Source organism: Botrimarina colliarenosi (assembly GCF_007859955.1).
Taxonomy (GTDB): Bacteria; Planctomycetota; Planctomycetia; order Pirellulales; family Lacipirellulaceae; genus Botrimarina; species Botrimarina colliarenosi.
In genome coordinates, this window is the sequence record NZ_SJPR01000011.1 from 1 (window position 1) to 22,373 (window position 22,373).

The following is a 22,373-nucleotide window of genomic DNA, read 5'->3' on the forward strand; positions in this document are numbered from 1 at the left end:
TATCGTCCACTTCCCAGATCGTCTCCAGCGACGCCGCTACGGCCATCTCGCACCTCCATGGTTCGGGTTGCGAGAACCTCTACGAACTTCGCTCTACCCCGCCAAGACCAGTTCTGGGATAGTTACTAAGCCGCAACCGGCTCGCTCCGACCGAACCCAGCGCCATCGCTTTCGGTTGGTGAGGGGTTACGATTTTATCTATACTGCCATTGCCACTTTCAGCACCGCGGGAGTTGGCGCCGTAGTAAGCATATGGCCGCTAGAACGCGGTATAACTACTCTTCACTTGCAGTGGGTTCCGACCACCACAGAACTATTTCTTCTATCTATACGGCTAGGCCATTGGAGTCGCATGCACCGTGTTCTTTTTGCCCTGATCATCACCAGCCTTCTTATCACGTCGAATCGAGCCGACGCCGCGCCGCGCAAGCTTGTCCTTATCGGCGACTCAACGGTGAAGAACGGCCAGGGGCGTGGTGACGGCGGGCTATGGGGGTGGGGGCAGGTGCTGCAGCCCCACTTCGATGTCGATTGCCTCGTTGTCGAGAACCGGGCGCTCGGTGGCCGCAGCAGCCGCACCTACCTCACCGAAGGGCTCTGGCAGCGGTCGCTCGATTCGCTCCGCGCCGGCGACTACGTGCTGATGCAGTTCGGCCACAACGACGGCGGCCAGATGTTCGATGGCGACCGCCCCCGGGCCTCGATCAAGGGCAACGGCGACGAGTCGCAAGACGGCGTCGTTGAGGCGACCGGCGCCGAGGAAACCGTCCACAGTTATGGCTGGTACCTGCGGTGCTACATCGCCGACGCCAAGGCGAAGGGCGCCGTGCCGATCGTCCTCTCCCCGGCGCCACGCAACATCTGGCGTGACGGCAAAGTCGCCCGGGCGTCGGCCGACTATGGCAAGTGGGCCAAGGAGGCGGCCGAACAGGCCGGGGCGCCATTTATCGACCTCAACGAAATCGTGGCGAAGCGGTACGAAGAGGAGGGCCAGCAGAAGGTCGCCGGTGACTTCTTTACCGCCGCTGACCACACTCACACGACGCGGGCCGGCGCGCTGGTGAACGCCGAGTGCGTCGCAAAGGGAATCCGCGGCCTCGAAGCGAGCGACCTTAGTGATTGCCTGCTAGCCGAACTTGTGAAAGTCTCTTATTCCGTCGACTTCGGCGGACCAAGCGGCGACGCGATCCGGACGCCGGCGGTCTTCGACGCGGGTCGCGGCCACGGCTTCGAGCCCGGCGCCTCGGTTGAATTCGTCAACGCGTCGGCGGGGCACGCGTGCGTCGGTGACGGGGCCTTCGCTTATTCGTTCGTCGTCCCCGATGGCAATTGGTTGGTCGAGGCGACGCTCGGTTCACCCGAGGCGGCCACGAAGACGCGGGTCGAGGCGGAACTCCGCCGACAGATGACCGACGAGGTCGCGACCGAGCCGGGCGCCTTCGAGACGCGGCGTTTCGTCGTCAACACCCGCACCCCCGCGATCGAGGCGGGCGGGTCGGTCCGTCTCAAACCACGCGAACGCGGCAGCGAAGCCGCGGCCTGGGACCGGAAGTTGACGCTGCGATTCACCGGCGAGCGGCCCGCGGTCTCGCGCCTGTCGGTGACGCCCGCCCCCGACGTGCCGACCATCTACTTGCTGGGCGACTCCACCGTCGCCGACCAGCCCGAGGCCCCGTGGGCCAGCTGGGGTCAGAAGCTGCCGGTTCACTTCCGCGACGACATCGCGGTGGCGAACCACTCCGAGTCGGGCGAGACGGTCCGGGGCTTTTGGAATGCTCGGCGATTCGACAAAGTCCTCGAGCGGATGCGGCCGGGCGACTGGCTGCTGATTCAATTCGGCCACAACGATATGAAGAGCACCCGGCCCGACGCCTTGAAGGAATACCGTAACGGGTTAAAGCGAGCGGTCGAGGAGACGCGTCGTCGCGGCGCCACGCCGGTTCTTGTCACTTCGATGGAGCGGATGGCGGGCGTCGAGAAAGACACGCTCGGCGCGTACCCACAAACGGTCCGCGACCTGGCCGCCGAAATGGACGCCCCCGTGATCGACCTCCACGCCGCGAGCAAGGCGCTCTACCGCGATCTGGGCGAGCGCTTGCCCGAGGCGTTCCAGGACGCGACGCACCATACCGATTTCGGCGCCGAACGGCTCGCCCGCAGCGTGGCGAACGGGATCGGCCGGGCGGTGCCTGACCTCGCCTCCCACCTCAAGGCGACAACCGTCACCTCGCCGTAAGCCTCGGGATTTGTGGGCGGCGCGGCGCTAGCCGCCGGTGAATCACCGGAGGGGGCTACCGGCGGCTAGCGCCGCGCCGCTCACAAAAAGGGTCGCTCAGGCGAAACCCTGGGTCGGTCAACCGCTACGACCCAATCAGTGGGCTCCTCTTGTCGAAGCGCTACTCGCGATCGTGATCCGTATCAGTCGGTGGGCCCGTCGTACGGCTCGCCGTTGACGACAACGTCGCGGCAGGTCAGGCCGTCAACCTCTCCCACAGCGAAGCGGTTGCGAGCCGCGTCGATCTCGATCTCTTCGAGGGTGATCTGTTCAATCGCGTCGCCCGGGTTACCCCGCAACTCACCGAGCGATTGGACCGAGCCCCGGATGCGGCGGAGCGTGACGCCACGGACCACCGAGCGAGGCGGCTCGGCGCCTTGCAGGTCGAAGAATTGGGTCCAAGGCTTGACGTCGAACAAGGCCTGGGCGCCGTCGAGCGTCAGGTCCTCGAAGAGCAAGTTCTCGTAAGTCTGCGGCGTGTCGGGACGGAGCTTCAGACGGACGACGGGAATGGCGGCGCCGACGCGGCAACGTCGCACCACGACGTTGCGGACAATCGTCGCCTCGCTGCCACAGGTGAGCACGCCATGCCCGCTCTGAAAGTCGCAGTCTTCGACGAGGATTCCTTCTACCGGCGGGCTAGAAACATCGTCGAGGGCGTGGGGTCCCTTCGTCCCCTTCAGGGCGATGCAGTCGTCGCCGACCGAGATCATACAACGGCGGATCACAACGTCCTGGCAGCTATCGACATCAATGCCGTCGGAGCTCGGAGCCCGGTCAATGGAAACCTCGTCCCAAGGCTGAGAGTCGCCCGTGATCTTGGGAGGATCGCCGTGCGGCGCCGTGATCGACACCCCTTCGATCACGACGCCCACACAGCGATAGACGTGCAGGTTCCAGAAGCCCGAATCCTTCAGACGCACCCCGCTGACGGCGACGTCTTGGCATCCCTCGAAGTACATCAGTCGCGGGCGTTCGACTTCGAGGTTGGTGCATTTGCGGTTCTCGGCCCGTCGCTTCCAGAACGCGGTCCAGTAGGGTTTGCCGCCGCCATCGAGAACCCCGGAGCCCGTGACCTGCACGTTCGTTAATTCAACCGCGTTGATAAGCGCCGGTCGCCACGGCTGAACCTTCCCTTCGATCCGTGTTTGGCAGGTGGGGTAATCGGCGATATCGGCTGAGCCAAGGAGGACGGCACCCTCGGCGAGATGGAGTTCGACGCCCGCCTTGAGCCACAACGCCCCGGACCTAAAAACTCCTGCGGGGATGACGACGCGTCCGCCCCCGTCCGCCGACGCCCTGTCGATTACCGACTGGATCGCCCCGGTCTGGACCGCTTCGCTCTCCGGAAGCACTCCGTGATCGACAATCGAATAGTCCGTTGCTAGCGCTGTCGCGCCAACCGGCCAAGCCGCGACAACCAAGAGAAGAGCACGCACGGAAACGACCATCGCAGGAGGAGCCTGATGAGGAATCAAACGAAAAAGGGGGTGGTGATTGCTCACCACCCCCGAAGACTAACGGCGGTTGCAGGGATCGGTCGGTTCAGCGGCGACGCGACGCCAACCCGAGCAAGCTAAGAGCGGCGAGGCACGCCGTCGTTGGTTCGGGGACGAAATCCAGCGGGATAACGCCCAGCTTAGGAGCGAAGGGCGCGCCTTGCTCTTTCGTACGGATGTTGCCCGTCTGAGCCGAGTCCGATCCGTCGTGGAAGAGCAAGAAGCTAACCAGACCGTTGGTGTCGGCGTTGAGGACCGATTCGAGATCGAGCGTGGCGGTGTCCGACTGCAAAACGTAGCGTCCGCCGGGGAGCCCGCGGGTGTCGGCCGTCTGAATGATGCCGAGCTGGAACGGGTTCGGGGCCGGCGGCGGGGCGCCCGGATTGAACAACTGCGTCGGGTCGAGGAAGTTGTTCGCCGCCGAGTCGTAAGCGGCTCCTGTGGGCGGTTGAAGAATGCCCGGAGCGTTGGAGTAGCTGGTGGTCGACTCATCCCAGTTGTCGAGAGGGCCATCGGCGATCGCGTAGACGCGGAGCGTGCGACTTCGGTTCGTTTCGTTGTAGAACCAGAGTTCCGCATCCGCGTAAGCGGCGGTGTCGAGACTCGAAATGTCGAAGCGGACCAGCAGCATCTTTTGACGCACGTCGTCATAGCGGCGGTAGTCGGCCCCGGTTGCCGCGCCAAAGACCACAGCGCTGGTGCCGCCGCTTTGGCCGTCGTTTTGCAGCGACGTGTCGGCGCCGTTGCCGTCCGCCGTCGTCACAAACATGGCTGCTTGCGATGTGCTGCACGCCAGGAGCGAGGCGAGCACGGCCAAGCCGAGCAGGCGTCGCGTGAGGTGTTGTCTCATTGGGACTAGTCCTTATCAGAAGAAGAGAAACAAGAAGCCTGTTAATTAAACCTAGTTACGACGGCCTGACAGAGCGAACACAATGGCGCCGAAAGCGAGCAGGATTGTCGTCGGCTCGGGAACGGCCAAGGCCGTAGCCGAGCTGGGGCCAACGGCGCCATAGTTGTCCGACCAGGCGGCGTAGTCCGCGGCGTCCACGACGCCGGGCGAAGCGGTCTCGTTTTGCAGCGGTCCGCCGTCACGCCAGACCGTGTAGTCCGCGGCGTTGACGAGCCCGTCGTTGTTGTAGTCGCCGGCGAGGACGAACGGGACGAAGGTCGTCACATCCAAGAGGCCGGTCCCGGTGATGAGGGACGTTTGGTTGGCCGCCCCGGAGCCGATGGCGCCCCACGTCCCTGTGACCTGCGAAACATCGCCGAAGAACAGCGAGTCAATCGTGTCGGTGCCGATGAAGTCGAGGTTGAAGACCGTGCCGTCGGTGAGATAAACGTCGCCAATGTCCGACAAGGTTGCGGCGTTGATGCTGAGCGTCCCTCCCTCAACCGAGGTATCGCCGGTGTAGGTGTTATCGGCGGCGCCGGTGATCGTCAGCGAACCAGCGCCGACTTTCGTGAGGTTGGTCGTCGTTCCTCCCTCGGTGATCGCCCCTCCGAAAATCGACGAGGTTCCCAGGTTGCCGATCCGCCAAGTCTTCTCGGTCGCCGTGCCGCCGCCCGCAAATCCCGAGAGGACCGCGCCGGCGTCGCCATTGAGTTCCCCGACATCGACCGTCGAGACTGAGTTTTGGCGTTGATTGACCGTGACGCCGGCGCCAACGGTCAGCCGTCCATTCGGGATGCCTGCTCCGGCGCCGCCGAAGAAACGAACACCCATCGTTGTCGCCGCCCCACTGGGGGCGAGGGTCAGGTGGCCTGTGAACTGATCGTTCACGCCACCCATATCGACCAGCCGGCCTTCGACTTCGGTTGTCACCGTCAGATCGCCCGAGCCGGCGGCGTTGGGGAGAACCAGTTGGTTCGTCGCCGTGTTCGTCGGCTCGCCGTTGGCGACGATCGTGTTGGAGGTGCCGGCCGTGACGTTCAGCACCGAGTTGGTCATGCCGCCGGTCAAGGCGTTGGAGGCGCGGATTGTCGCGCCCGACATCGTGAGTTGCCCGGATCCGAAGGCCCCGACATTGACGCCGATATCAACGGTTCCACCCTCAAGCGTCGTGTTGCCCGAGTAAGTGTTGTTCACCGGTAGCGTTAGAGTGCTCGAACCCCGCTTCGTCAGCGAGGCGAAGCCGACGATCTTCCCGGCGCCCGTGAAGGTGTAGTCGGTCGTCGAATCGATCACGACGTTTAGCGGCTGGACGTCTTGCGACAGGTTGACCGTAAAGGTGGTGGCGGTGTCGTCGAACGTCACGTCGTCGCCGTTGAAGAACGTGTCAACCGACGAAGTGCTGTTATTGAAAAAGTTTTGAGTCGTCTGGACATCCCAATTGCTGCTCGCGGCGCCGCGCCAAACAATCGAGTCGCCGTCGGTGACCGTCGCATTGAAGACGAGGTTGTTGCCCGAGATGCTGACGGGCAACGAGCCCGAACGGCCGGGCCAGGCGACCGACCAATTGGTGGTCGCACCGGAGAAGCCGCCGGCGGAACTCAGGATGGTGTACTGTCCGCTAGTCGGCACCGACCCCGTCAAGAAGTTGGGGGTGACGACGCCGCCGCCGGCGAGGTTGGTGAGCCCATTGACCTGGATGAGGTCGTTGCCGGCGCCGGGCGTGGCCGCGACGTCGTAGAGGATTTCGCCGCCGTTGAAGGTCAGCGCGTTGGCGAACGTCAGCGTTCCGGCCGTCCGGACAAGTGTCGCCGAGTTGCCGACATTGTCGTCGCCCGGCGCGAGGCGTCCCTCGTCGTGATTGAAGTTGCCGACGATGGTTCCGCCGCCGATGATCTGCTGCAGAGCGGCCGTCGAGTAGCCGGGCGACGCCGAGACGTCGAGCGTCGCGCCCGGGCGGACATCGACGGTCGAGTAGAGGAGGCCGAGTGCGCCCGTGTCGTCCGTTCCGGCCGGCAACGTCGCAGCGCCTGAGAGGGCGAGCGTACCCGCATTGATCGTCGTGACGCCGCCGCGGCGGTCGGGATTGCCCGCTTGGCCGCCCGCGGCGGTGTTGACGGGCGAGTAGCTGAGGGCGCCCGAGAGGGTCAACTTGCCGGTCCCGTTCTTGATCAGATCAAGGCCGCCATTGCCAGGGGTGATCGTTCCCGCGTGGGACGAGTCGGCGTTGTTGGCGCCGATGGCCCAACGTGCGACGCCGCCCGGGTTCGACCCGCCCGAAATATCCGACGTGGCCGATCCGTGCAACTCGGCGATCGAAATCGTATTGCCGGTCGAGTTCGTGCGGACAAAGGTCGAGACGTTGTCGAGATTTACGACGGTCGCTGCGAAGCTGGCGCCGTCGAAAGACCCGCCGTTCGGGCGGAGGCGGAAAACGCTCAAAGCCTCACCAGGAGCGGAGATGCCAGAGACATTCAACGTGTCAAAGCCGGACCAGTTGCCGTGGGCGGAGAACTGTTCGCCCAAGACTGCAGCGTTGGTGTCCGAGACGATCACGTTAAGGGTCGATCCTGAACCCGCCGTCGAAGTCAGGTTATTGATGAAGGTGCCGCCCGCCCCTCTCACCGTTACATTCGCCCCGGCGGGCGCCGTCACGGTGTTAAAACCGATTCCGGTCTGTAGCTCGAGCGTCGCCCCGTCTTGCAGGTTGATTGAGTCGATCGTCTGCGCCTGAGGATCGACGAGGTTGAAGAAGTCGTAGTAACTAAAGCCCGTTGCGATCCGGAGGGTCCCCTCGGCGACGTCAACAACACCGCTGAGGTTATTGCCGACGAAGTTCGCGCTGTCGGCGATGCCGCCGAGCGTGAGGATGCCGGCGCCCTGTTTCGTGAAACCGCTCGTGCCGGAAAGATAGGGCGCGACGAAGACATCGTCGAAAGCGGTCGGTGTGAGGGCGTTAACCGTGATCGTCGGCGAGGCGCCGGCGAGGGTAATGGTCGGGACCGGAGTCATATCCGAGCGGAGCTCGACGGTCCCTCCCGTGGCGAGGTTCGTGTCCCCGAAGATCAGGTGGCCCAGTGTCCGGTTCGCGTTGAAGGTGACCGAGATGTCACCGTTGAGGTCGACTTGGCTGAAGTCGGCAGTCGCGCCAGCTCCTGTAGCGACGGTCGATCCCGCCCAGTTGCCGGCGTCGCTGTAGATTCCGCTCTGCGCGGTCCAGACGCCATTGGTCTGGGCGGTCGCCGCGGAAGCCGACAAGGCTGCCAGGGTAATGCCGACAAGTTTAATGCCGTTGCTGACGAAGCCATCCATAGGGTGCAAGTCCGAGTAGAGCTACGAGTAGTAATCGACCAAGGAAGCCTCCCAAATCCGCTAGGGAGAGTCGAATCGCCAGCGCAGCGTCGAGGATGAGACTGGTTGAGATGAGCTGATACGCCTGCGCACCGGTACGGTGGACCGGTTTGCACGCCTTGTATCAGGCTACTCGGAAGGACCGGTTATTCAATGCATCAGGGAGGGCATTGCGGCCATTGACCATCTGTTTGCAACCGGTGGACCAGCCAGGGCCTGTGAGATCCGCCCCCTCTCGCAGCGGGAGAGGACTCGTTTGACAAAGCGAAAGTGCGGTTTACCGCATGCTTCGCTGGCGTGAGGATGCTCCGCAGAATGGCTTTCCGAAGAGATGCCGCCACCGGCATTGGCAGTGGAAAGTGAGGCAAGTTGCGGAGAGACGCCGTTTTGCAATCGGTTGCAAGGACGTTGCTGGCGCCTCAGCCGGCGTGCTTGCCGACCGCGATGTGCCGTTCTTCGATCAGGTCGGTAACCTGCACCGCCTTGCGGCCTTTGAAAGACCCCGGCGACGCGTGGAACTTCTGGCGCCCCTCGACCGAGACGACGAGCGGCGAGTGGACGTCCTTCTCGGTCGTAATGATGTCGCCGACACGGAGGCCGATAAGGTCGTTCGTCGAGATCTGCGACGTCGCGAGATCGACCGCCAGTTCGACCACCGACTTGCTGAGCCGATCGCCGATCATCTGCAACGATTCAGGCGTCGAAGGCTTCTTGCTGTAGGTGACCCAGCTGTTGGCGCTGAGCTTGCCGCCGATCCGTTCGATGGAATTGAATGGGATGCACAGGTTCATCATTCCGCGGACTTCGCCGAGCGTCAGCTCGAAGCTGATGAGCACGACGACTTCGTTCGGCGGGACGATCTGCACCAGTTGAGGGTTGCTCTCGACATGGTCAACGACTGGCTTGAGCTCGATCACATTGAGCCAAGCCGCCTCCATCTCGGCGAGAAAGAGCGACGTGATCCGGCCGGCGAGTCGGAGCTCGATCTCGGTGAGCGGGCGTCGGGACGGGTTCGACGTGTCGGCTGTTCCACCGAGCAGCCGGTCGAGGATCGGGAAGAGCAGCGACGGATTGATGTCGAGGATCAGCTGCCCTTCGAGCGGAGGGGCGTTGATCAGGTTGAAGCAGGTCGGGTTCTCGAGGCTAAAGACGAACTCGCTGTAAGTGAGTTGATCGACGCTAGTGAGTTTCACCTCGACGATCGTCCGCAGCAGCGCAGAGAGGGCCGCGCCGTAGTTGCGGCTGAAGCCCTCGTGCATCGTCTGCAGGGCCCGCATCTGCTCCTTGCCGACACGCTCGGGGCGTTTGAAGTCGTAGGTCGTGACCTTCTCGTTCGGGGGCGGTAGCGGGTCGATGCTCGGGACGACGCCCGGTCCGCCGAACGCCACGGGTCGGGACGACGGCGCTGGTTGGGCGGCGGGCGCCTGACGTGGGGCCGCCGCCTTCGCTTTTTTCGGAGCGTCGGCGCCCCCCCCGGCCTTGCCGAGCAGGCTTTCGATCTCGTCTTGGCTGAGGACTTCGTCGGACACGGTCGCGGGGCGACAGAGGATGGGTGCGAGAGGCCGAATGCTAGTTTATTGCGGGGAATGACACACGATCACTTGATGGCGCGACCCCCGCCGGCGCCAGCGGCAGCACAGTGCTAGCGGTCCCGTCCCTTGCTCTCTAGCTGGCAGCCACTACCCCCTCACCTGCCCGGTGCCGGTCACGACGTACTTGTACGTGGTCAGCTCATCGACTCCGCAAGGGCCGCGGGCGTGGAACTTGTCGGTGCTGATCCCAATCTCGGCGCCCAGGCCGAGCTCGCCGCCGTCGTTGAAACGCGTGCTAGCGTTGATGACCACCGCGGCGCTGTCGACGCGGGCCGTGAACAAGCGGGCCGACTCAAGGTCGGCCGTCACGATGGCGTCGGTGTGGTGCGAGCCGTAGTGATTGATATGCCCGATCGCCTCTTCGAGCGAATCGACGATGACCGCCGAGATAATCGGCCCCAGGTACTCGGCGCCGAAGTCCTCGTCAGTGGCCGGTTTGGCGGCGGGCACGAGCCGGCGGAAACGCTCGTCGCCACGGACCTCGACGCCGGCGTCGAGCAACGCCTTGCCGACCCGAGGCGCCAGCCGCTCGGCGGCGGCGGCGTGGATCAGCAACGATTCGGCCGCATTGCAGACGCCGTAGCGGTGCGTCTTGCTGTTGACGGTGATCGCTTCGGCCAGTTCGGCGTTGGCCGACGCGTCGAGGTAGACGTGGCAGTTGCCGTCAAAATGCTTGATGACGGGCATCGTCGCTTCGGCGGCGACGCGACGGATCAGCCCCTCGCCGCCGCGGGGGATCGCCACGTCGATGCAGTCGTTCATGGTCAAGAAATGACCAACGGCTGCCCGGTCGGTCGTGCTCACGAGTTGCACCGCGTCTGCGGGTAGGCCGGTCTCGGTGGCCGCCTGGGCGAGCAGTTCGACGATCGCCTGCGACGAGTGGATCGCCTCCTTCCCGCCGCGGAGGATGACGGCGTTGCCCGCTTTGACACAGATCGCGGCGGCGTCGGCCGTGACATTCGGGCGGGACTCGTAGATGAAGAAGACAACGCCGAGCGGCGCCCGCACCTTATCGACACGCAGCCCATTAGGCCGCACCGTCGAATCGATAACCGCCCCGATCGGGTCGCGGAGCATCGCGACCTCTTCGAGCGCCGCCGCGATCGACTCGATCCGCTCGGGGGTGAGCTTCAGACGATCGACGGCGGCGTCGGTGAGGCCGTAGCCGGGGGCGGCGGCGAGGTCGACCTGGTTGGCCTTCTCGAGCTTGGCGCCGTTTTCACGCAGGAGCGCCGCGGTGCGCCGCAGCCACGCGATCTTCACGTCGCCCCTCACCGTGGCCAGGGCGGCCGAAGCCTGCTTGGCTCGTTCGGCGACGTCGCGACAGTAGGCGGCGAGGTCTTGGTCGGGGGGCGTCGTCACAGCGTTCCTAAGCGTTTGCGGTTCGGTAGGTCGAATCCTTGCATTATCGCCGCAGTCAGGGACAAATCCAACCGTCGAGCCAATGAGCAACGCGAACCAGCGAGCCGGGAAGCGTCGGCTCCCGGAGTTGCAGTGGGCGCCCGGCACCCTCCGGGAGCTGACGCTTCCCGGCTCGCTGGATGACCGTCTGGCTCGCTAGCGGACAGCCGTGAAGGCTTTGAGCGCGTCGATCGTTTGGCGGACGTCGTGGACGCGGATCACCTGCACCCCCTCGGCGGCGAGGTGCATGGCGACACCGAGCGTCGCCGCGGTGCGGTCGGCGGCGGGGTCTCCAAGAATCTCGCCGAGGAACCGCTTGCGGGAGTGCCCCACCAGGAGGGGACAGCCCAGGTCGTGAAACTCGCCGATGCGGCGCAGCAGCGTCACGTTGTGTTCAAAAGTCTTGCCGAAGCCGATCCCCGGGTCGAGCAGCAGCCGTTCGCGATCGACACCGGCAACTTCCAGAGCGTCGCGCCGCGAAGCGAGGTAAGTCTTCACCTCGGCGACGACGTCGTCGTAGTGCGGGTCCTCCTGCATCGTCCGCGGCACGCCCCGCATGTGCATCACGGCGACGCGGCAATCGCTATGGGCGACTACGGCGAGCATTTCCGGGTCGCCTTCGAGTCCCGTCACGTCGTTGACGAGTGACGCCCCCGCAGCGAGGGCCGCACGGGCGACGACCGCTTTGCTCGTGTCGATCGAGAGGGTGACCTCGGTTTGCGCCGCGAGTTGTTCAATAACCGGCACGACACGGCGGAGCTCTTCGTCGGCCGACACCCCCTCGGCGCCAGGCCGGGTGCTCTCGCCGCCGATGTCGAGGATCGACGCCCCGTCGGCGACGAGTCGGAGGCCGTGTGCGACGGCGCGGGCGGCTGCGAGGAATTGGCCCCCATCGGAGAACGAATCGGGCGTCACGTTGACGACGCCCATGACGGCGGGAAGTGCATTACGCACGCTCATTGGTCGGTCTCTCTCAGGTCACCGACACGATCCTGACCTGGGCCACGGATGTGGGTGATAAAGAGACGGCCACCGCGAATAATATAGAGGGCACGGTAGGTGCGGCCGCTCCGAGTCTTGAAGAAGGCGTTGCGAATGGTGTCGAGATGATCGGCGTTTTCGGGGGCCAAGGCGTTCGCTTCGGCCGAGTTGGGCAAAGCCGAGAGCATCGCCTCGAAGGCGTCGATCCAACGAGCGGCACCGGTCGGTGATCGTTTCAACAGATAGCGGACGATCGAGTCGAAGTCTCGCTCGGCTCGGGCCGATAGCTCCACCTCGAACATCACAGCGCGTCCAGGCCATACCGGGATCGCGTCTCTGCAACCACTTGGGTGGCGGGTCGCGTCCGGCCGGCGTCGACGTCTGCGACTCCCTCGCGGATCGCTTCGTTAATCGCGTCGTGATGCGACGCGGCGTCCCACTCGAAGAGCAGGTCGTCGAGCGACAGGTCGCCATCTTCGGCGAGCTTATTGCGCCCAAACGCGTAGAAGGCGTCGAGGTCGGTCAACGGTGCGGACACGTGGAACTCCTTACAGCCGGGGCTATCTCGCAAAGATTATAACCCCGCGCCGTCGGACTTCCACGAAGGCCTCACCAGGGCTCTTCCATCACCCCAACAATCTGCTCCGCCAAGCGGGCGATCGCCAACTGCTGCTGCGAGGCGACCGTCTGGCCCGATTCAGGGATCAGCGGGGTCGATTGGCCGACGCCAATCGCGCTGGTCGGCAGCGCCGTGCCGGTAAAGCCCTCGGGGAGGGGGAGCACCTGCACCGGGCCCAAGGGCAGGCGACGGCGGTTGAGCCACGTCACCTCGGCCCGCAGCTCGCCCGTAAAGACACGCGGGTTGTCGAACTGGTCCTCCGCCTGCACGCTCCGTCGGTCGCTGCGGAGCCGGACCTCCAGCACGCTGTCGGCGTTCGGAGAGTTGATGACCTTGTAGGGGGTCTTGAGCTCGATCTCTTTGACGAGCGCTTCGGTGAGCCGTTCGCCCAGGTCGCGGCGGAAGCTGTCCGACTCGACCATCGGCACGAAAATCGTTGCGACGTCCGGGGCGTAGAGCGATCGTGAGCCAGAGCGGTAGCCGGCGCAGCCCGCCGTCAGGCAGAGGGCGAGCAAGACAAGGCGGCGATGCGGGTGGCGGAGCAAGTTGAATCGCAGCACGGAGTGAGCCGGTCCACCGGGCGGTGACGCGTTAACGAGTGGTTGTTTCACCGCCGGGGGCGGGCCCTTCGGCGATCATGGTCTGCCCCCCGTCGGGCGACAGGGTCGCGGCGGGGATCTCTTGCACCGAGTTGATCGACTCGTACTGCTTGTTCTCCGGGAACAGATTGACGAGCCACTCCATCGGCACTTCAGGCGAGTCGGGTAACCCCTGAATCTCGGCGAGCTTAGTCCGCGCCTGCTCGGCGGCGGGGCTGTCGGGGTTCTTCTTCGCGACCCGGTTGAGGTAGTACTTCGCGGCGGCGATGTGCTCGGTCCCTTCGTAGTAGGCCGCCATCTGGAGGTCGCGTTCCTCAATCGCCCGGGCGATCTGGGCCCGCATCTCGGTGAGCTGGTTGCGCTGCTCGTCGGTGAGCCGGCCGGAGAAGTTGATCCGTGTTAGCTCTTCAAGCCGCTTCGCGTCGAGCAGCGGTGAGCTGTCGTACTCGGGGCCGTGGTAGAGCAGCATCTTCGCCTGCAGCCCGAGCAGATGCGCCTCGAACTGGTGCTCGCTCCGCGGATACTCGTGGCGGAGCAGCGAGTAGTGGTAGTCGGCGTCGGCGAAGCGGTTGCGTCGGCGGTAGACCTCGGCGGTCGCCATGATCGCGTCGTCGGCGCGGGGGCCGGTCGGGTCGTTCAAGCGGATCGCGTCGTAGAGCCGCACCGCGTGGCCGACCGTGTCGAGCGTCGGCACGGTCTGGGCGAACGGCCGGTAGTCGAGCGGCGCGTGCCACGACTCGCCGAAGTAGGTTTGCTCCCAGTACTGGGCGATCTTCCACAGCCGCTCGATGGTCGCGTCAAGCTTCGGCGTGCTGGGGTGCTTGTCGAGCAGCTGCACATAAGCGTCGGACGCGTCTTTGTACTTGTCGGCAAAGTAGTACGACTCGCCGAGGTTGAACAACGACTTGGAGGCGAGCTCGGTCCCCGGCCAACGATTGGCCGCGGCCTCGAATTTGACAGCGGCCGGGTCGTACTTGCCTTCCTCAAACAGGGCGACGCCTTCCTTGAACAGCGTTTCAGCGGTTTGTTGGTCGGGCCCGTAACCGGCGGCCGCGCGGACGCGGGTGACCGCCGTCTTGGGATCGAGCCCCGGCAGCAGGCCTTTTTCGCGCTCGAGTTTGTTGTCGAGATGGATCGTCTGCTCGTCGACCGACGCCGCGATCGGCACGCCGTTGCCGTCGAAGTAGCCGTCGAAGCCCGGCACCTCGTAGCCCTTCCCGGGGACGATAATCGCCTGCTTCTTGTGTTTGCGCCACCAATCACGACCACCGACACGATCGCCCTTGTCGGCGGCGGCTTCGTCCTCGGAGCCGCCGAAGAACGGAATCTCCCACGCAACGACGGGCGTCACGAGTGAAGTGAGAGCGAGTGCTAGCAGCGTCTTTCGTAGCATGGCGTTCAGTCGGCCGGGGGCGACGGGGGCGCAGCGGCGGCGCGGGTGGCGGACCGTAGGAGCCGACCGCGGGGCGCGTCAAGAGAAATGCCGCGGCGTGCTGGCGCCGGCCGGCCGCTATCCGAACCCTCCCCCTGCCGCGCCGAGGGGGTTAAAACGCCAACCCTCACGACCCCTCCCCTCCAGCCCGACGTCCCTCCTTTGGTCCACCTCTATACCGACGGCGGTTGCAGCGGAAATCCCGGCCCCGGCGGCTGGGCCTTCCTGCTGGTGCACCCCTCCACGGGCAAAAAGCTCGAAGGCTCCGGCGGCGAGCCCCACACCACCAACAACCGCATGGAGCTCCGCGGCGTCGTCGAGGGGCTCTCGACCCTCAACCGGCCGACCGACGTCGAGCTGTTCACCGACAGCGTCTACGTCGGCAAGGGGCTCAGCGAGTGGATGAAGGGTTGGAAAAAGAACGGCTGGAAACGGAAGGAGAAGGGCCGGTTGGTGGACGTGAAGAACGTCGACCTCTGGCAGCAGCTCGACGAGCTCGCCGCCAAGCACACGATCAAGTACACCCGCGTCGCCGGCCACAGCGGCCACCCGGAGAACGACCGCGTCGACGAGCTCGCCGTGGCGGCTTATCAGCAGTATTTGTGATTCGTGGGGGAACCACCGATGGACACGGATAATTACCGATGAAGTTGGAAGTCGTCGATGGCGACCTGCTCGATCAAGACGTTGACGTGATCGTCAACGCTTGGAATCGAAACATCATTCCTTGGTGGTTGCTTTTGCCTCAAGGCGTCTCGGGCGCCATCAAACGCCGTGGCGGACTCCAGCCGTTCCGCGAGATTGGCAGGACGGGGTCACTTCCTCTTGGTCAAGCGAGACTGACAACAGCCGGACGCCTTCCCTTTCGGGGCATAATCCACGTGGCCGGCATCAACCTCCTGTGGCGAGCCACGCGATTCTCGGTCCAAGAATCAGTCAAGAACGCTTTGATGATTGCCCGTGCAGAGCGCTACGAGTCGATCGCCTTTCCGCTGATCGGCGCCGGGTCCGGTGGTCGGAAAGAGGCGATCGTTTTGCAATGGATGCAGGAGGCGATGCACGACGATAGCTTCAACGGTCTCGTTCGTATCGTCCGCTGGAAGAAACGGAGCCGTGGGTGATCCGCGTTCATCCGTGTGCATCTGTGGTTCCCTCCCTTCGGCACGGTAGACTGCGGGCGTGGCTCCCGAACTCGGCACGCCGATCGCCCAACTACCGCGCGTGCCGCGGCGGGTGGCCGACGCGCTCGCTGGGATCGGCCTCCGACACGTTGCCGACCTGCTGTTCCACTTCCCCCGCGACTACGAGGATTTCCGCGACCGCCGCAAGATCGCCGACCTCGAAGCCGAGTTGCCGCAGACGGTCGTCGGCGAAGTGATCGATGTCGAGGCACGCGGCACCGGCTTCGGCAAGAGCCGGCTCGGCGTGGTCGTCGAGGACGACTCGGCCGCGATGCGGGCGATGTGGTTCAACCAGCTCTTCCTCAAGGACAAGTTTAAGATCGGCCGGCGCGTGCAGCTCTCGGGCAAGCCGAAGCTTGCCGGGCTGCGGTGGGAGATGGTCCACCCGCGTATCACCTGGCTAGGCGACGACCCCGCCGACGACCCCGCCAGCGAGAACCTCTCGCCCGTCTACCCGCTCACCGAGGGCGTGCCGCAGCACACGATGCGGCGCGTCGTGGCGGCGGCGGTCGATGGCTTCGCCGATCTGCCCGACGAGGTTTTTAGCGGCGCACTGCGGGCGAAGCACGGCCTGTTGCCGATCGGCGACGCCCTCCGCGCGATCCATCGTCCGAAGGACGAGGCGGAGCGCGACGCGGGCCGCCGGCGCTTCGTCTTCCAAGAGCTCTTCGTGCTGCAACTCGCCCTCGCGGCGCGGCGGCACCAGCAGAGCGTGTCGTTCAGCGCGCCAGAGATCGTGGTCGATACGCGGCTCGATGCGCGGATCGAGCGGCTGCTCCCCTTTGAGCTGACGCCGGGCCAGCAGGCGGCGATCGACGACGTGGTCGCCGACCTCGCCAGCGATCAACCGATGAACCGCTTGTTGCAGGGCGATGTCGGCTCGGGCAAGACCGTGGTGGCCCTCTACGCGATGCTTGCCTGCGTCGCCGTCGGATGGCAAGCGGTGCTGCTCGCGCCGACCGAGGTGCTCGCCCGACAGCACAACCAGACGCTCGCCGCGATGCTGCGGGCGAGCCGTGTGCGGTCGCGGCTGCTGGTCGGCGGCATGACCGAGAAGGAGAAAGCAGAGGTCCGCGCCGGGATCGCTGCGGGGGACGTTGATCTCGCTATCGGCACGCACGCCCTGCTGCAAGAGAAAGTCGAGTTCGCCAAGCTCGGCCTCGCCGTCATCGACGAACAGCATAAGTTCGGCGTCCGCCAGCGGGCCCTGCTGAGGCAGGGGAACCGCTCGCCGCATTACCTGGTGATGACCGCCACGCCGATCCCGCGGACGCTGTCGATGACTCAGTTTGGCGACCTCGAGGTGTCGAGCATCCGGGACATGCCGCCGGGGCGCCAGCCGGTGCGGACCTATCTTGTCGAACCAGCCGTTGAAGGGAAGTGGTGGGAGCACGTCCGCCAGCAGCTGTCGGAGGGTCGGCAGGCGTACGTCGTCGCGCCGCTGATCGACGACTCCGAGGCGATCGACGCCGCCAGCGCCGAACGCTCGTTCGCCGAGCTGACGCATGGCGAGCTAGCCGGCTATCGCCTTGGCCTGATGCACGGGCGACTCACGCCTGCGGAGAAGGACGCCGTCATGGAACGCTTCCGCGGCGGCGCGACGCAGGTCCTGGTAAGCACGACCGTCATCGAGGTTGGCGTCGATGTCCCCAACGCCACAGCGATGGTGATCGCCTCGCCGCAGCACTTTGGTTTGAGCCAACTGCACCAGCTCCGCGGCCGCGTCGGCCGGGGCCGGCACCCGGGCATCTGCGGCCTGCTCCTGCCACACGAGTTGTCCGACGCTGCGCTGTCACGGCTGCAGGCTTTCGAGCAGACGAGCGACGGGTTCGATCTGGCCGAGATCGATTTTCGATTGCGTGGCCCGGGCGATCTGTTCGGCGACCGTCAGACCGGTTTGCCGCCACTAAGGATCGCCGACTTGGTGCGCGACCGCGACGTGCTCATCGAAGCCCGCACCGCGGCGGCCGAGTTGTTCGCCACCGACCCCGGACTCAAGGCGTCCGAGCACAAGCTGCTCCGCAAGCAGATGCTGCGGCGCTACGGCGACTCGCTAGAGCTGGGCGACGTGGGGTGACAGCGGTTAGGCCGCCGTCAGCAGCCGTCGCCAGCCGTGGTACTGCAGACGCTTCCATCGGACCGAACGGGCGAAGCAGCCGCGCGCTCCTTTCACGTGGCCGAGCGCCAGAAGCTCTTTGCCGGCGATGTACCAGTAGCGGGCGATGAAGCGTCGCAGCGGCCGCTCGTCGATCGCCGGGTCACGCTGGCGGACGCGTTCGAACACCACCTCGTGGGCCCGCGCCCAGAGAAAGCTGTTGTAGGCGTACCGGCGGCTGAGGTTGTTCTCTTCGCCGCGGCTCTTCGCGTTGCCGAGATAGAAATCGACCGGCTCGCCAACGGCATGGACCCACGGTCCCTCCTGCGCAAGCTGCGAGAACAGCATCGTGTCTTCGCTGGTCTCGAGATCGGGCTGCCATCCTCCGACCGCCTCGTAGGCAGCGGCGCGCAGGAGCGTGCACGACGCCACGCCGGCGCCGTAGCGGAACAGGTGGGGGATCGGGTTGGCGACCAACGGCGTCGCATCGCGGAAGCCGCCGCTGGTCTCTTGCAGATCGGTGTAGCGGCGATCGACGATGGCAACCGACGTCTCGGGGTTGGCGTCGAGGGCGGCGATGGTCCGCTCCAAGAAGTCAGCCGGCCAGTGATCGTCCGAGTCGAGGAACGTTATGTAATCGACCGGCTCGAGCGATGCGTACGCCTGTTTGCGGGCGCTTGCGGCCGTGCGATGCGGCAGTCGTAGGACGCGCCACGACAAGGCGGGGTCCCTCTGCCGAAGCCAAGCCTCGACCGCTTCGGCCGTTCCATCGGTCGATCCGTCGTCGACGATAAGGAGTTGATCGGGCAACCGAGTTTGCTGCAGCACGAACGGTAGCGTCTCTAGCAGGATGGTCCTCCGGTTGTAGACCGGGATCACCACCCCGACGCGGGCCGTATCGCGCCGCGCCGTGTCGGAGACTTCGAGGAAGTGACGGATGCTCATGCCGCGAGGCCTTTGTGTCGTGTGAGAGTGAATCGAAGCATCCGTCGCTGCAGAGTTGATCATTTCAGGGCGTCGCCACCGGGCAGCGGCGCTAGCCAGTGGCGTTGCGGCCGTAGGTTCGTTCTGAGCAAGCACAAAATCGCGGCAACGAAGGAAACTCAGGCGACGGCCGCAACAGCGACGGCGTCGTGCAACACGGTCACTCGGGGCGGCGCCCGGAAGGCGAACTGCTCGAACGGGTAGGCGCGGCGGTTTGCCGAACGCTCGATCGGATCGACGATGCGCTTCTCGATTGATTTGGCCCACTTTCGCCCAATGAGGCGGCGGAGTTGACCCAGCGAATTGAGCCCCTGTCGGCGGTGCGAGACGACCCAAGCGCCCTCGGCGTTGCCGTCGTCCGCTGCGTCGAGGCCCCACTTCTCCGCCATCCGTTGGGAATTGGCCTGCAACCACGCCTCGCTCCAGCGGAGGAAGTAGAACTCACGGTCGGCCTCACTCAGCCGTTGCGGCGGCGTGTACGTCACCTTAGCCGCGGGCTCGAGCCAGATTTCGCGGCCCGCCTCACGCACCAACAGGCAGAGGTCGCCGTGCTCGGAGTTGCAGTGAAGCCCCTCGTCGAACGGTCCAATCGCCTCGTACGCCTCGCGAGTGACAAGGGCGGTGTGGAACTCGATCAACTCCGTCGGCTGGCGGACGAGGGGTTCGTCTATCTCCGTCTCCGGAACATGAGGCAAGTGGTGCTTTTCGTAGTAGGCGCGACGGCCCGCCTCGTCGGTCTCGATCCGACACTCGCCGCCGAACATGTGGAGTCGGTTCCGCTCCGGGAGCTGCTCGTAGTAAGCCGGTCCGACGACCCAGGCGCCGGTCTCGTCGGCGCAGTTCACCAGCGCGCCGAGCCACCCCTTAGAGACGATCACGTCGTTATCGACAAACACCAAGTGCCGCGGCGCGTGACGCTCGATCGCCCACCGGGCGGCGAGGTTACGCGACTCGTTTGGCGTCACGAAGCGGTCGGTGCGGAGCAGCGTAAAGCCGAGCCGCACCGCAGCGCGGCGCAGATACTCGGCCACGTCGGGCGGCGAAGCCCCATCCACACACACCAGCGAGAAGGGCTCGTGCGTGCGACGGTAGAGGGTTTCGAGCGATTGTCGCGTTTGGCTGAACACCTCGCGCGGCACAAAACAAACGGTCGCGTCGGCCCGATCCATGGCCATTCCTTCGTAAAGACACCCCCCTCCCAATACGCAGAGCCAGCCTCACCCCCGGCGGGAGTGGTTGGCGTAGCGGGAATTACAGGAACCCGCAGGGCGGGTCAACGGCGAGCCATGACGACGCTAGCAGGGAGCCGTTCGGTACGCCTGAGGGGAGAGGGTCGCCCAAACAAGATCGACTAAAAAAGATTGCTAGTCGGTCTCCAGCGAACTCGCACGAAAGGTCAGCGCCTCGGCCCCTCCGAACGCGACGGGGCCGTGCCCGCCGGCGGGCGGAACCCGCGCCCCCGACAGACCTATCCCGGTCGCAGGCATCAGGGCAGGGGGCTGCCGGCGTCCAAGACCGCTATGACCGGGGCTAGATCGGCCCGCGCTCGCCAAAACCAATAGCCAGGTGTGAACTCGCTCAGCTTCATCAGTGGCCTCCGATCGGGAAGAGCGTCCTTCTGAAGCAGCATTTGTATATCGAACAGCAGAGGACTCGCGTCCGCATAAGCGCTGTGTCCGAGGAAAGTCGTGTTAGCCTCGTTGCAATCAACACTGTCGAGTCCAATCAGGGGAACCGACGAGAGCCCTGCGCGGGCCTTCACGCCATGCTTGCCCGTAGACAGTTTCAATGCCCAGTCATCTTCACAATGATAGAAGGTGACGCTTTGTGCTTGGCGGACCGTAGCCGGCGCCCATTGGTTGAAGTCGTTCAGCCAAACGTCTGGCGCCGCGAGCACCACGTGCCCAAAGGGCTTTCGTCCCTCAGGAGAGGTGGGGAGCTCTGCCGCGGCGCGCTGCAACGCCTGCAGTGCGATGTAGTTACCCATGCTGTGGGCGATCAAGTGGACGCGACCTTCCCCCGAAGACTGCGCGAGGGTGACGAGCAGCTCCTTGAGCCGATCGATGCTAGCGTCGGCGTCGGCGAGGTCTTTGGAATACCCCAGTTTGCTGCCATCGGATGGCCAGACGAAGGCGCAAGACGTTCCGGCGAAGCCGACATCGAATGAAATCTGCGCCATCCGCAGCAGCGCAAACTTCATGGTCGTGTTGAAGCCGTGTACATAGAGGAGCACGTCGTTCCCGGTGCGGCTCTCGTCGGAGACGGTCTGGCCGAGGCGGTTCCGCATGACCGTGTAGAAATCACCTTGATCGAGTTCGTTGACGGTCTGGACTCGGAAGTGTTCCTCGGGATTGTCGAAGACGGTCCAATAGGGCGCCTTGGTCGTGTCGCCGTAACGGTGGGTAGGGGGAATCCGCACGACAGCAGACCCGTAATGCATCTCTCCGGAGAGGGTATTCCCGAATCGCTCGACGTTGTCGGATGCGGCGTTGGTGACAGATCGGTTTGTCGCGTAGTAGACGGTCCGAAGCCGTTCGCGTTCGCTTCCATGCAAGCTTCTGATGCGTCGGAGTTCATCGGCAATGTTGGGATCCGTGGTGTCGATCGGCGGGGCCGATACCGTGGAGTAAGTCGTCTTTCGAGAATACGACCCCGGTTCGATCTCGCTAACGGTTACGGTGCGAACCTCCGATACACGCTTCATCATGTAGTACTCCCTCTCCTCATTTCGCTGCGTTCCATCCGGAAGCGTTACGGTCACGATCTTCGTCAAGATCTGCGGGACATTCCGCGTTTCCGTCTGTTCCTCATTGCGAACGCCGGTGACTTCGGAAGGCTCAATGACGTTGACCCTAACCGGATCGGAAACGACGGAAGAGACTCTCCCCGTGGCGTCCGACATCCTCGCTTCAAAAAGAAGCCGATGCCCGCCGGGCTGCAGGGCCAGATCGTCGAGATTTACTGAAAACGTTGAGCGGTTCTTCGCGGTGTTGTGATCCAACCGGTAGAGCCCGCTGGCCTCGGCTGTCGCTTGCTGACGCGCCGCGACGCGTATCGACGTGTCCCCTTCGTCCGGAACTCGCCAGACCAGGATTTCGGCCTCGGCAATGGCGTGCTCGATGGGATCGTCAAATCGCACCGTCAATTCGAAGTGAAGCAGAAAGCCCGAGCCCGGCGCGTTCCCGTCCGGTGCTGGCTTTTCTGCAGCGAAAACTTCCTGGAGTTGAAGCACGCGCGCGGCATGGCACGATGTCGCTATTGCGGCGGTTAGCAAGGCGAGGCAACAGAACGGCGAAATTCGCGTCATGAATCCTCCAGGGCATGAGATTCGATCGGACGCTCCTCGGTGTAACGCATTTTTCTCAGAATGCAACAATTCGTCGATGTGGTGTGACAACTGCTTGTCGCACTCGTAGGTGCGCTATGAATATGAATCAGTCGTCATGTGCCTCCGCGTCATGTCCTGTCGACGGAT

At 64.6% G+C, this 22,373-nt stretch carries 17 protein-coding genes; 4 read left to right on the top strand and 13 right to left on the bottom strand.

Going from position 1 to position 22,373, the window contains the following annotated elements:
- Nucleotides 1-352 precede the first annotated feature (352 nt).
- A complete protein-coding gene (locus Pla108_RS20105) occupies nucleotides 353-2,236 on the top strand; it encodes a rhamnogalacturonan acetylesterase (protein WP_146446778.1) in 1,884 nt (627 codons plus the stop codon).
- Between the two features lie 182 nt (nucleotides 2,237-2,418).
- Here the strand turns inward: Pla108_RS20105 and Pla108_RS20110 are convergent, their stop codons facing one another.
- The 10 genes from Pla108_RS20110 to Pla108_RS20155 form a co-directional block, all read right to left on the bottom strand.
- Nucleotides 2,419-3,714: a glycoside hydrolase family 28 protein gene (locus tag Pla108_RS20110; RefSeq protein WP_197526750.1), complete on the bottom strand. Its 1,296-nt coding sequence runs from the start codon at nucleotides 3,712-3,714 to the stop codon at nucleotides 2,419-2,421.
- Nucleotides 3,715-3,820: 106 nt separating this feature from the next.
- A complete protein-coding gene (locus Pla108_RS20115) occupies nucleotides 3,821-4,624 on the bottom strand; it encodes a CBM96 family carbohydrate-binding protein (protein WP_146446780.1) in 804 nt (267 codons plus the stop codon).
- Nucleotides 4,625-4,675: 51 nt separating this feature from the next.
- The gene (locus Pla108_RS20120; protein ID WP_146446781.1) at nucleotides 4,676-7,975 is read right to left on the bottom strand and encodes a beta strand repeat-containing protein; all 3,300 of its coding nucleotides are present in this window, start codon (nucleotides 7,973-7,975) and stop codon (nucleotides 4,676-4,678) included.
- A 458-nt stretch (nucleotides 7,976-8,433) separates the two neighbouring features.
- Entirely contained in the window at nucleotides 8,434-9,543 is a 1,110-nt protein-coding gene (gene fliM / locus Pla108_RS20125) for a flagellar motor switch protein FliM (protein WP_146446782.1), read from the bottom strand.
- Nucleotides 9,544-9,693: 150 nt separating this feature from the next.
- The gene (locus tag Pla108_RS20130; protein WP_231934567.1) at nucleotides 9,694-10,968 is read right to left on the bottom strand and encodes a glutamate-5-semialdehyde dehydrogenase; all 1,275 of its coding nucleotides are present in this window, start codon (nucleotides 10,966-10,968) and stop codon (nucleotides 9,694-9,696) included.
- Nucleotides 10,969-11,163: 195 nt separating this feature from the next.
- Nucleotides 11,164-11,967, bottom strand: coding sequence for a dihydropteroate synthase (gene folP / locus Pla108_RS20135; protein WP_231934568.1), 804 nt, complete (start codon nucleotides 11,965-11,967; stop codon nucleotides 11,164-11,166).
- Nucleotides 11,964-12,290, bottom strand: coding sequence for a type II toxin-antitoxin system RelE/ParE family toxin (locus tag Pla108_RS20140; RefSeq protein WP_197526751.1), 327 nt, complete (start codon nucleotides 12,288-12,290; stop codon nucleotides 11,964-11,966). Before Pla108_RS20140 ends, folP begins: the two co-directional genes overlap by 4 nt.
- A complete protein-coding gene (locus Pla108_RS20145; protein WP_146446784.1) occupies nucleotides 12,290-12,526 on the bottom strand; it encodes a hypothetical protein in 237 nt (78 codons plus the stop codon). Before Pla108_RS20145 ends, Pla108_RS20140 begins: the two co-directional genes overlap by 1 nt.
- A gap of 71 nt (nucleotides 12,527-12,597) precedes the next feature.
- Complete coding sequence (gene lptE / locus Pla108_RS20150; protein WP_197526752.1) at nucleotides 12,598-13,167, bottom strand: LPS assembly lipoprotein LptE; 570 nt, start codon at nucleotides 13,165-13,167, stop codon at nucleotides 12,598-12,600.
- A gap of 31 nt (nucleotides 13,168-13,198) precedes the next feature.
- On the bottom strand, nucleotides 13,199-14,599 hold the full coding sequence (locus Pla108_RS20155) for a tetratricopeptide repeat protein (RefSeq protein WP_146446786.1): 1,401 nt from the start codon (nucleotides 14,597-14,599) through the stop codon (nucleotides 13,199-13,201).
- Nucleotides 14,600-14,686: 87 nt separating this feature from the next.
- Here Pla108_RS20155 and rnhA point away from each other — a divergent pair, with 87 nt between their 5' ends.
- From rnhA to recG, 3 genes are read left to right on the top strand one after another with little or no spacing between them, the layout of a single operon-like run.
- Nucleotides 14,687-15,244, top strand: coding sequence for a ribonuclease HI (rnhA, locus tag Pla108_RS20160; RefSeq protein ID WP_146446787.1), 558 nt, complete (start codon nucleotides 14,687-14,689; stop codon nucleotides 15,242-15,244).
- A 38-nt stretch (nucleotides 15,245-15,282) separates the two neighbouring features.
- Nucleotides 15,283-15,759, top strand: coding sequence for a macro domain-containing protein (locus Pla108_RS20165; RefSeq protein ID WP_146446788.1), 477 nt, complete (start codon nucleotides 15,283-15,285; stop codon nucleotides 15,757-15,759).
- Nucleotides 15,760-15,817: 58 nt separating this feature from the next.
- Nucleotides 15,818-17,896 carry an ATP-dependent DNA helicase RecG gene (gene recG, locus Pla108_RS20170; RefSeq protein ID WP_146446789.1) on the top strand — a complete coding sequence of 693 codons (2,079 nt, stop codon included), beginning with the start codon at nucleotides 15,818-15,820 and terminating at the stop codon, nucleotides 17,894-17,896.
- Nucleotides 17,897-17,902: 6 nt separating this feature from the next.
- Here recG and Pla108_RS20175 read toward each other — a convergent pair whose 3' ends face one another.
- The 3 genes from Pla108_RS20175 to Pla108_RS20185 all read right to left on the bottom strand — a co-directional run bounded on the left by Pla108_RS20175 (nucleotide 17,903) and on the right by Pla108_RS20185 (nucleotide 22,205).
- On the bottom strand, nucleotides 17,903-18,859 hold the full coding sequence (locus Pla108_RS20175; protein WP_197526753.1) for a glycosyltransferase family 2 protein: 957 nt from the start codon (nucleotides 18,857-18,859) through the stop codon (nucleotides 17,903-17,905).
- A 158-nt stretch (nucleotides 18,860-19,017) separates the two neighbouring features.
- Nucleotides 19,018-20,067 carry a glycosyltransferase family 2 protein gene (locus Pla108_RS20180; protein ID WP_197526754.1) on the bottom strand — a complete coding sequence of 350 codons (1,050 nt, stop codon included), beginning with the start codon at nucleotides 20,065-20,067 and terminating at the stop codon, nucleotides 19,018-19,020.
- A 317-nt stretch (nucleotides 20,068-20,384) separates the two neighbouring features.
- The gene (locus Pla108_RS20185; RefSeq protein WP_146446792.1) at nucleotides 20,385-22,205 is read right to left on the bottom strand and encodes an alpha/beta hydrolase; all 1,821 of its coding nucleotides are present in this window, start codon (nucleotides 22,203-22,205) and stop codon (nucleotides 20,385-20,387) included.
- Nucleotides 22,206-22,373 lie beyond the last annotated feature (168 nt).

Coding starts and splice junctions, on each gene's coding strand:
- Pla108_RS20155 (WP_146446786.1), bottom strand. CDS start 14,599: ATGCTACGAAAGACGCTGCTAGCACTCGCTCTCACTTCACTCGTGACG.
- Pla108_RS20165 (WP_146446788.1), top strand. CDS start 15,283: ATGAAGTTGGAAGTCGTCGATGGCGACCTGCTCGATCAAGACGTTGAC.
- Pla108_RS20140 (WP_197526751.1), bottom strand. CDS start 12,290: ATGTTCGAGGTGGAGCTATCGGCCCGAGCCGAGCGAGACTTCGACTCG.
- rnhA (WP_146446787.1), top strand. CDS start 14,687: ATGCCGCGGCGTGCTGGCGCCGGCCGGCCGCTATCCGAACCCTCCCCC.
- Pla108_RS20175 (WP_197526753.1), bottom strand. CDS start 18,859: ATGAGCATCCGTCACTTCCTCGAAGTCTCCGACACGGCGCGGCGCGAT.
- Pla108_RS20115 (WP_146446780.1), bottom strand. CDS start 4,624: ATGAGACAACACCTCACGCGACGCCTGCTCGGCTTGGCCGTGCTCGCC.
- Pla108_RS20120 (WP_146446781.1), bottom strand. CDS start 7,975: ATGGATGGCTTCGTCAGCAACGGCATTAAACTTGTCGGCATTACCCTG.
- folP (WP_231934568.1), bottom strand. CDS start 11,967: ATGAGCGTGCGTAATGCACTTCCCGCCGTCATGGGCGTCGTCAACGTG.
- Pla108_RS20180 (WP_197526754.1), bottom strand. CDS start 20,067: ATGGATCGGGCCGACGCGACCGTTTGTTTTGTGCCGCGCGAGGTGTTC.
- Pla108_RS20185 (WP_146446792.1), bottom strand. CDS start 22,205: ATGACGCGAATTTCGCCGTTCTGTTGCCTCGCCTTGCTAACCGCCGCA.
- Pla108_RS20105 (WP_146446778.1), top strand. CDS start 353: ATGCACCGTGTTCTTTTTGCCCTGATCATCACCAGCCTTCTTATCACG.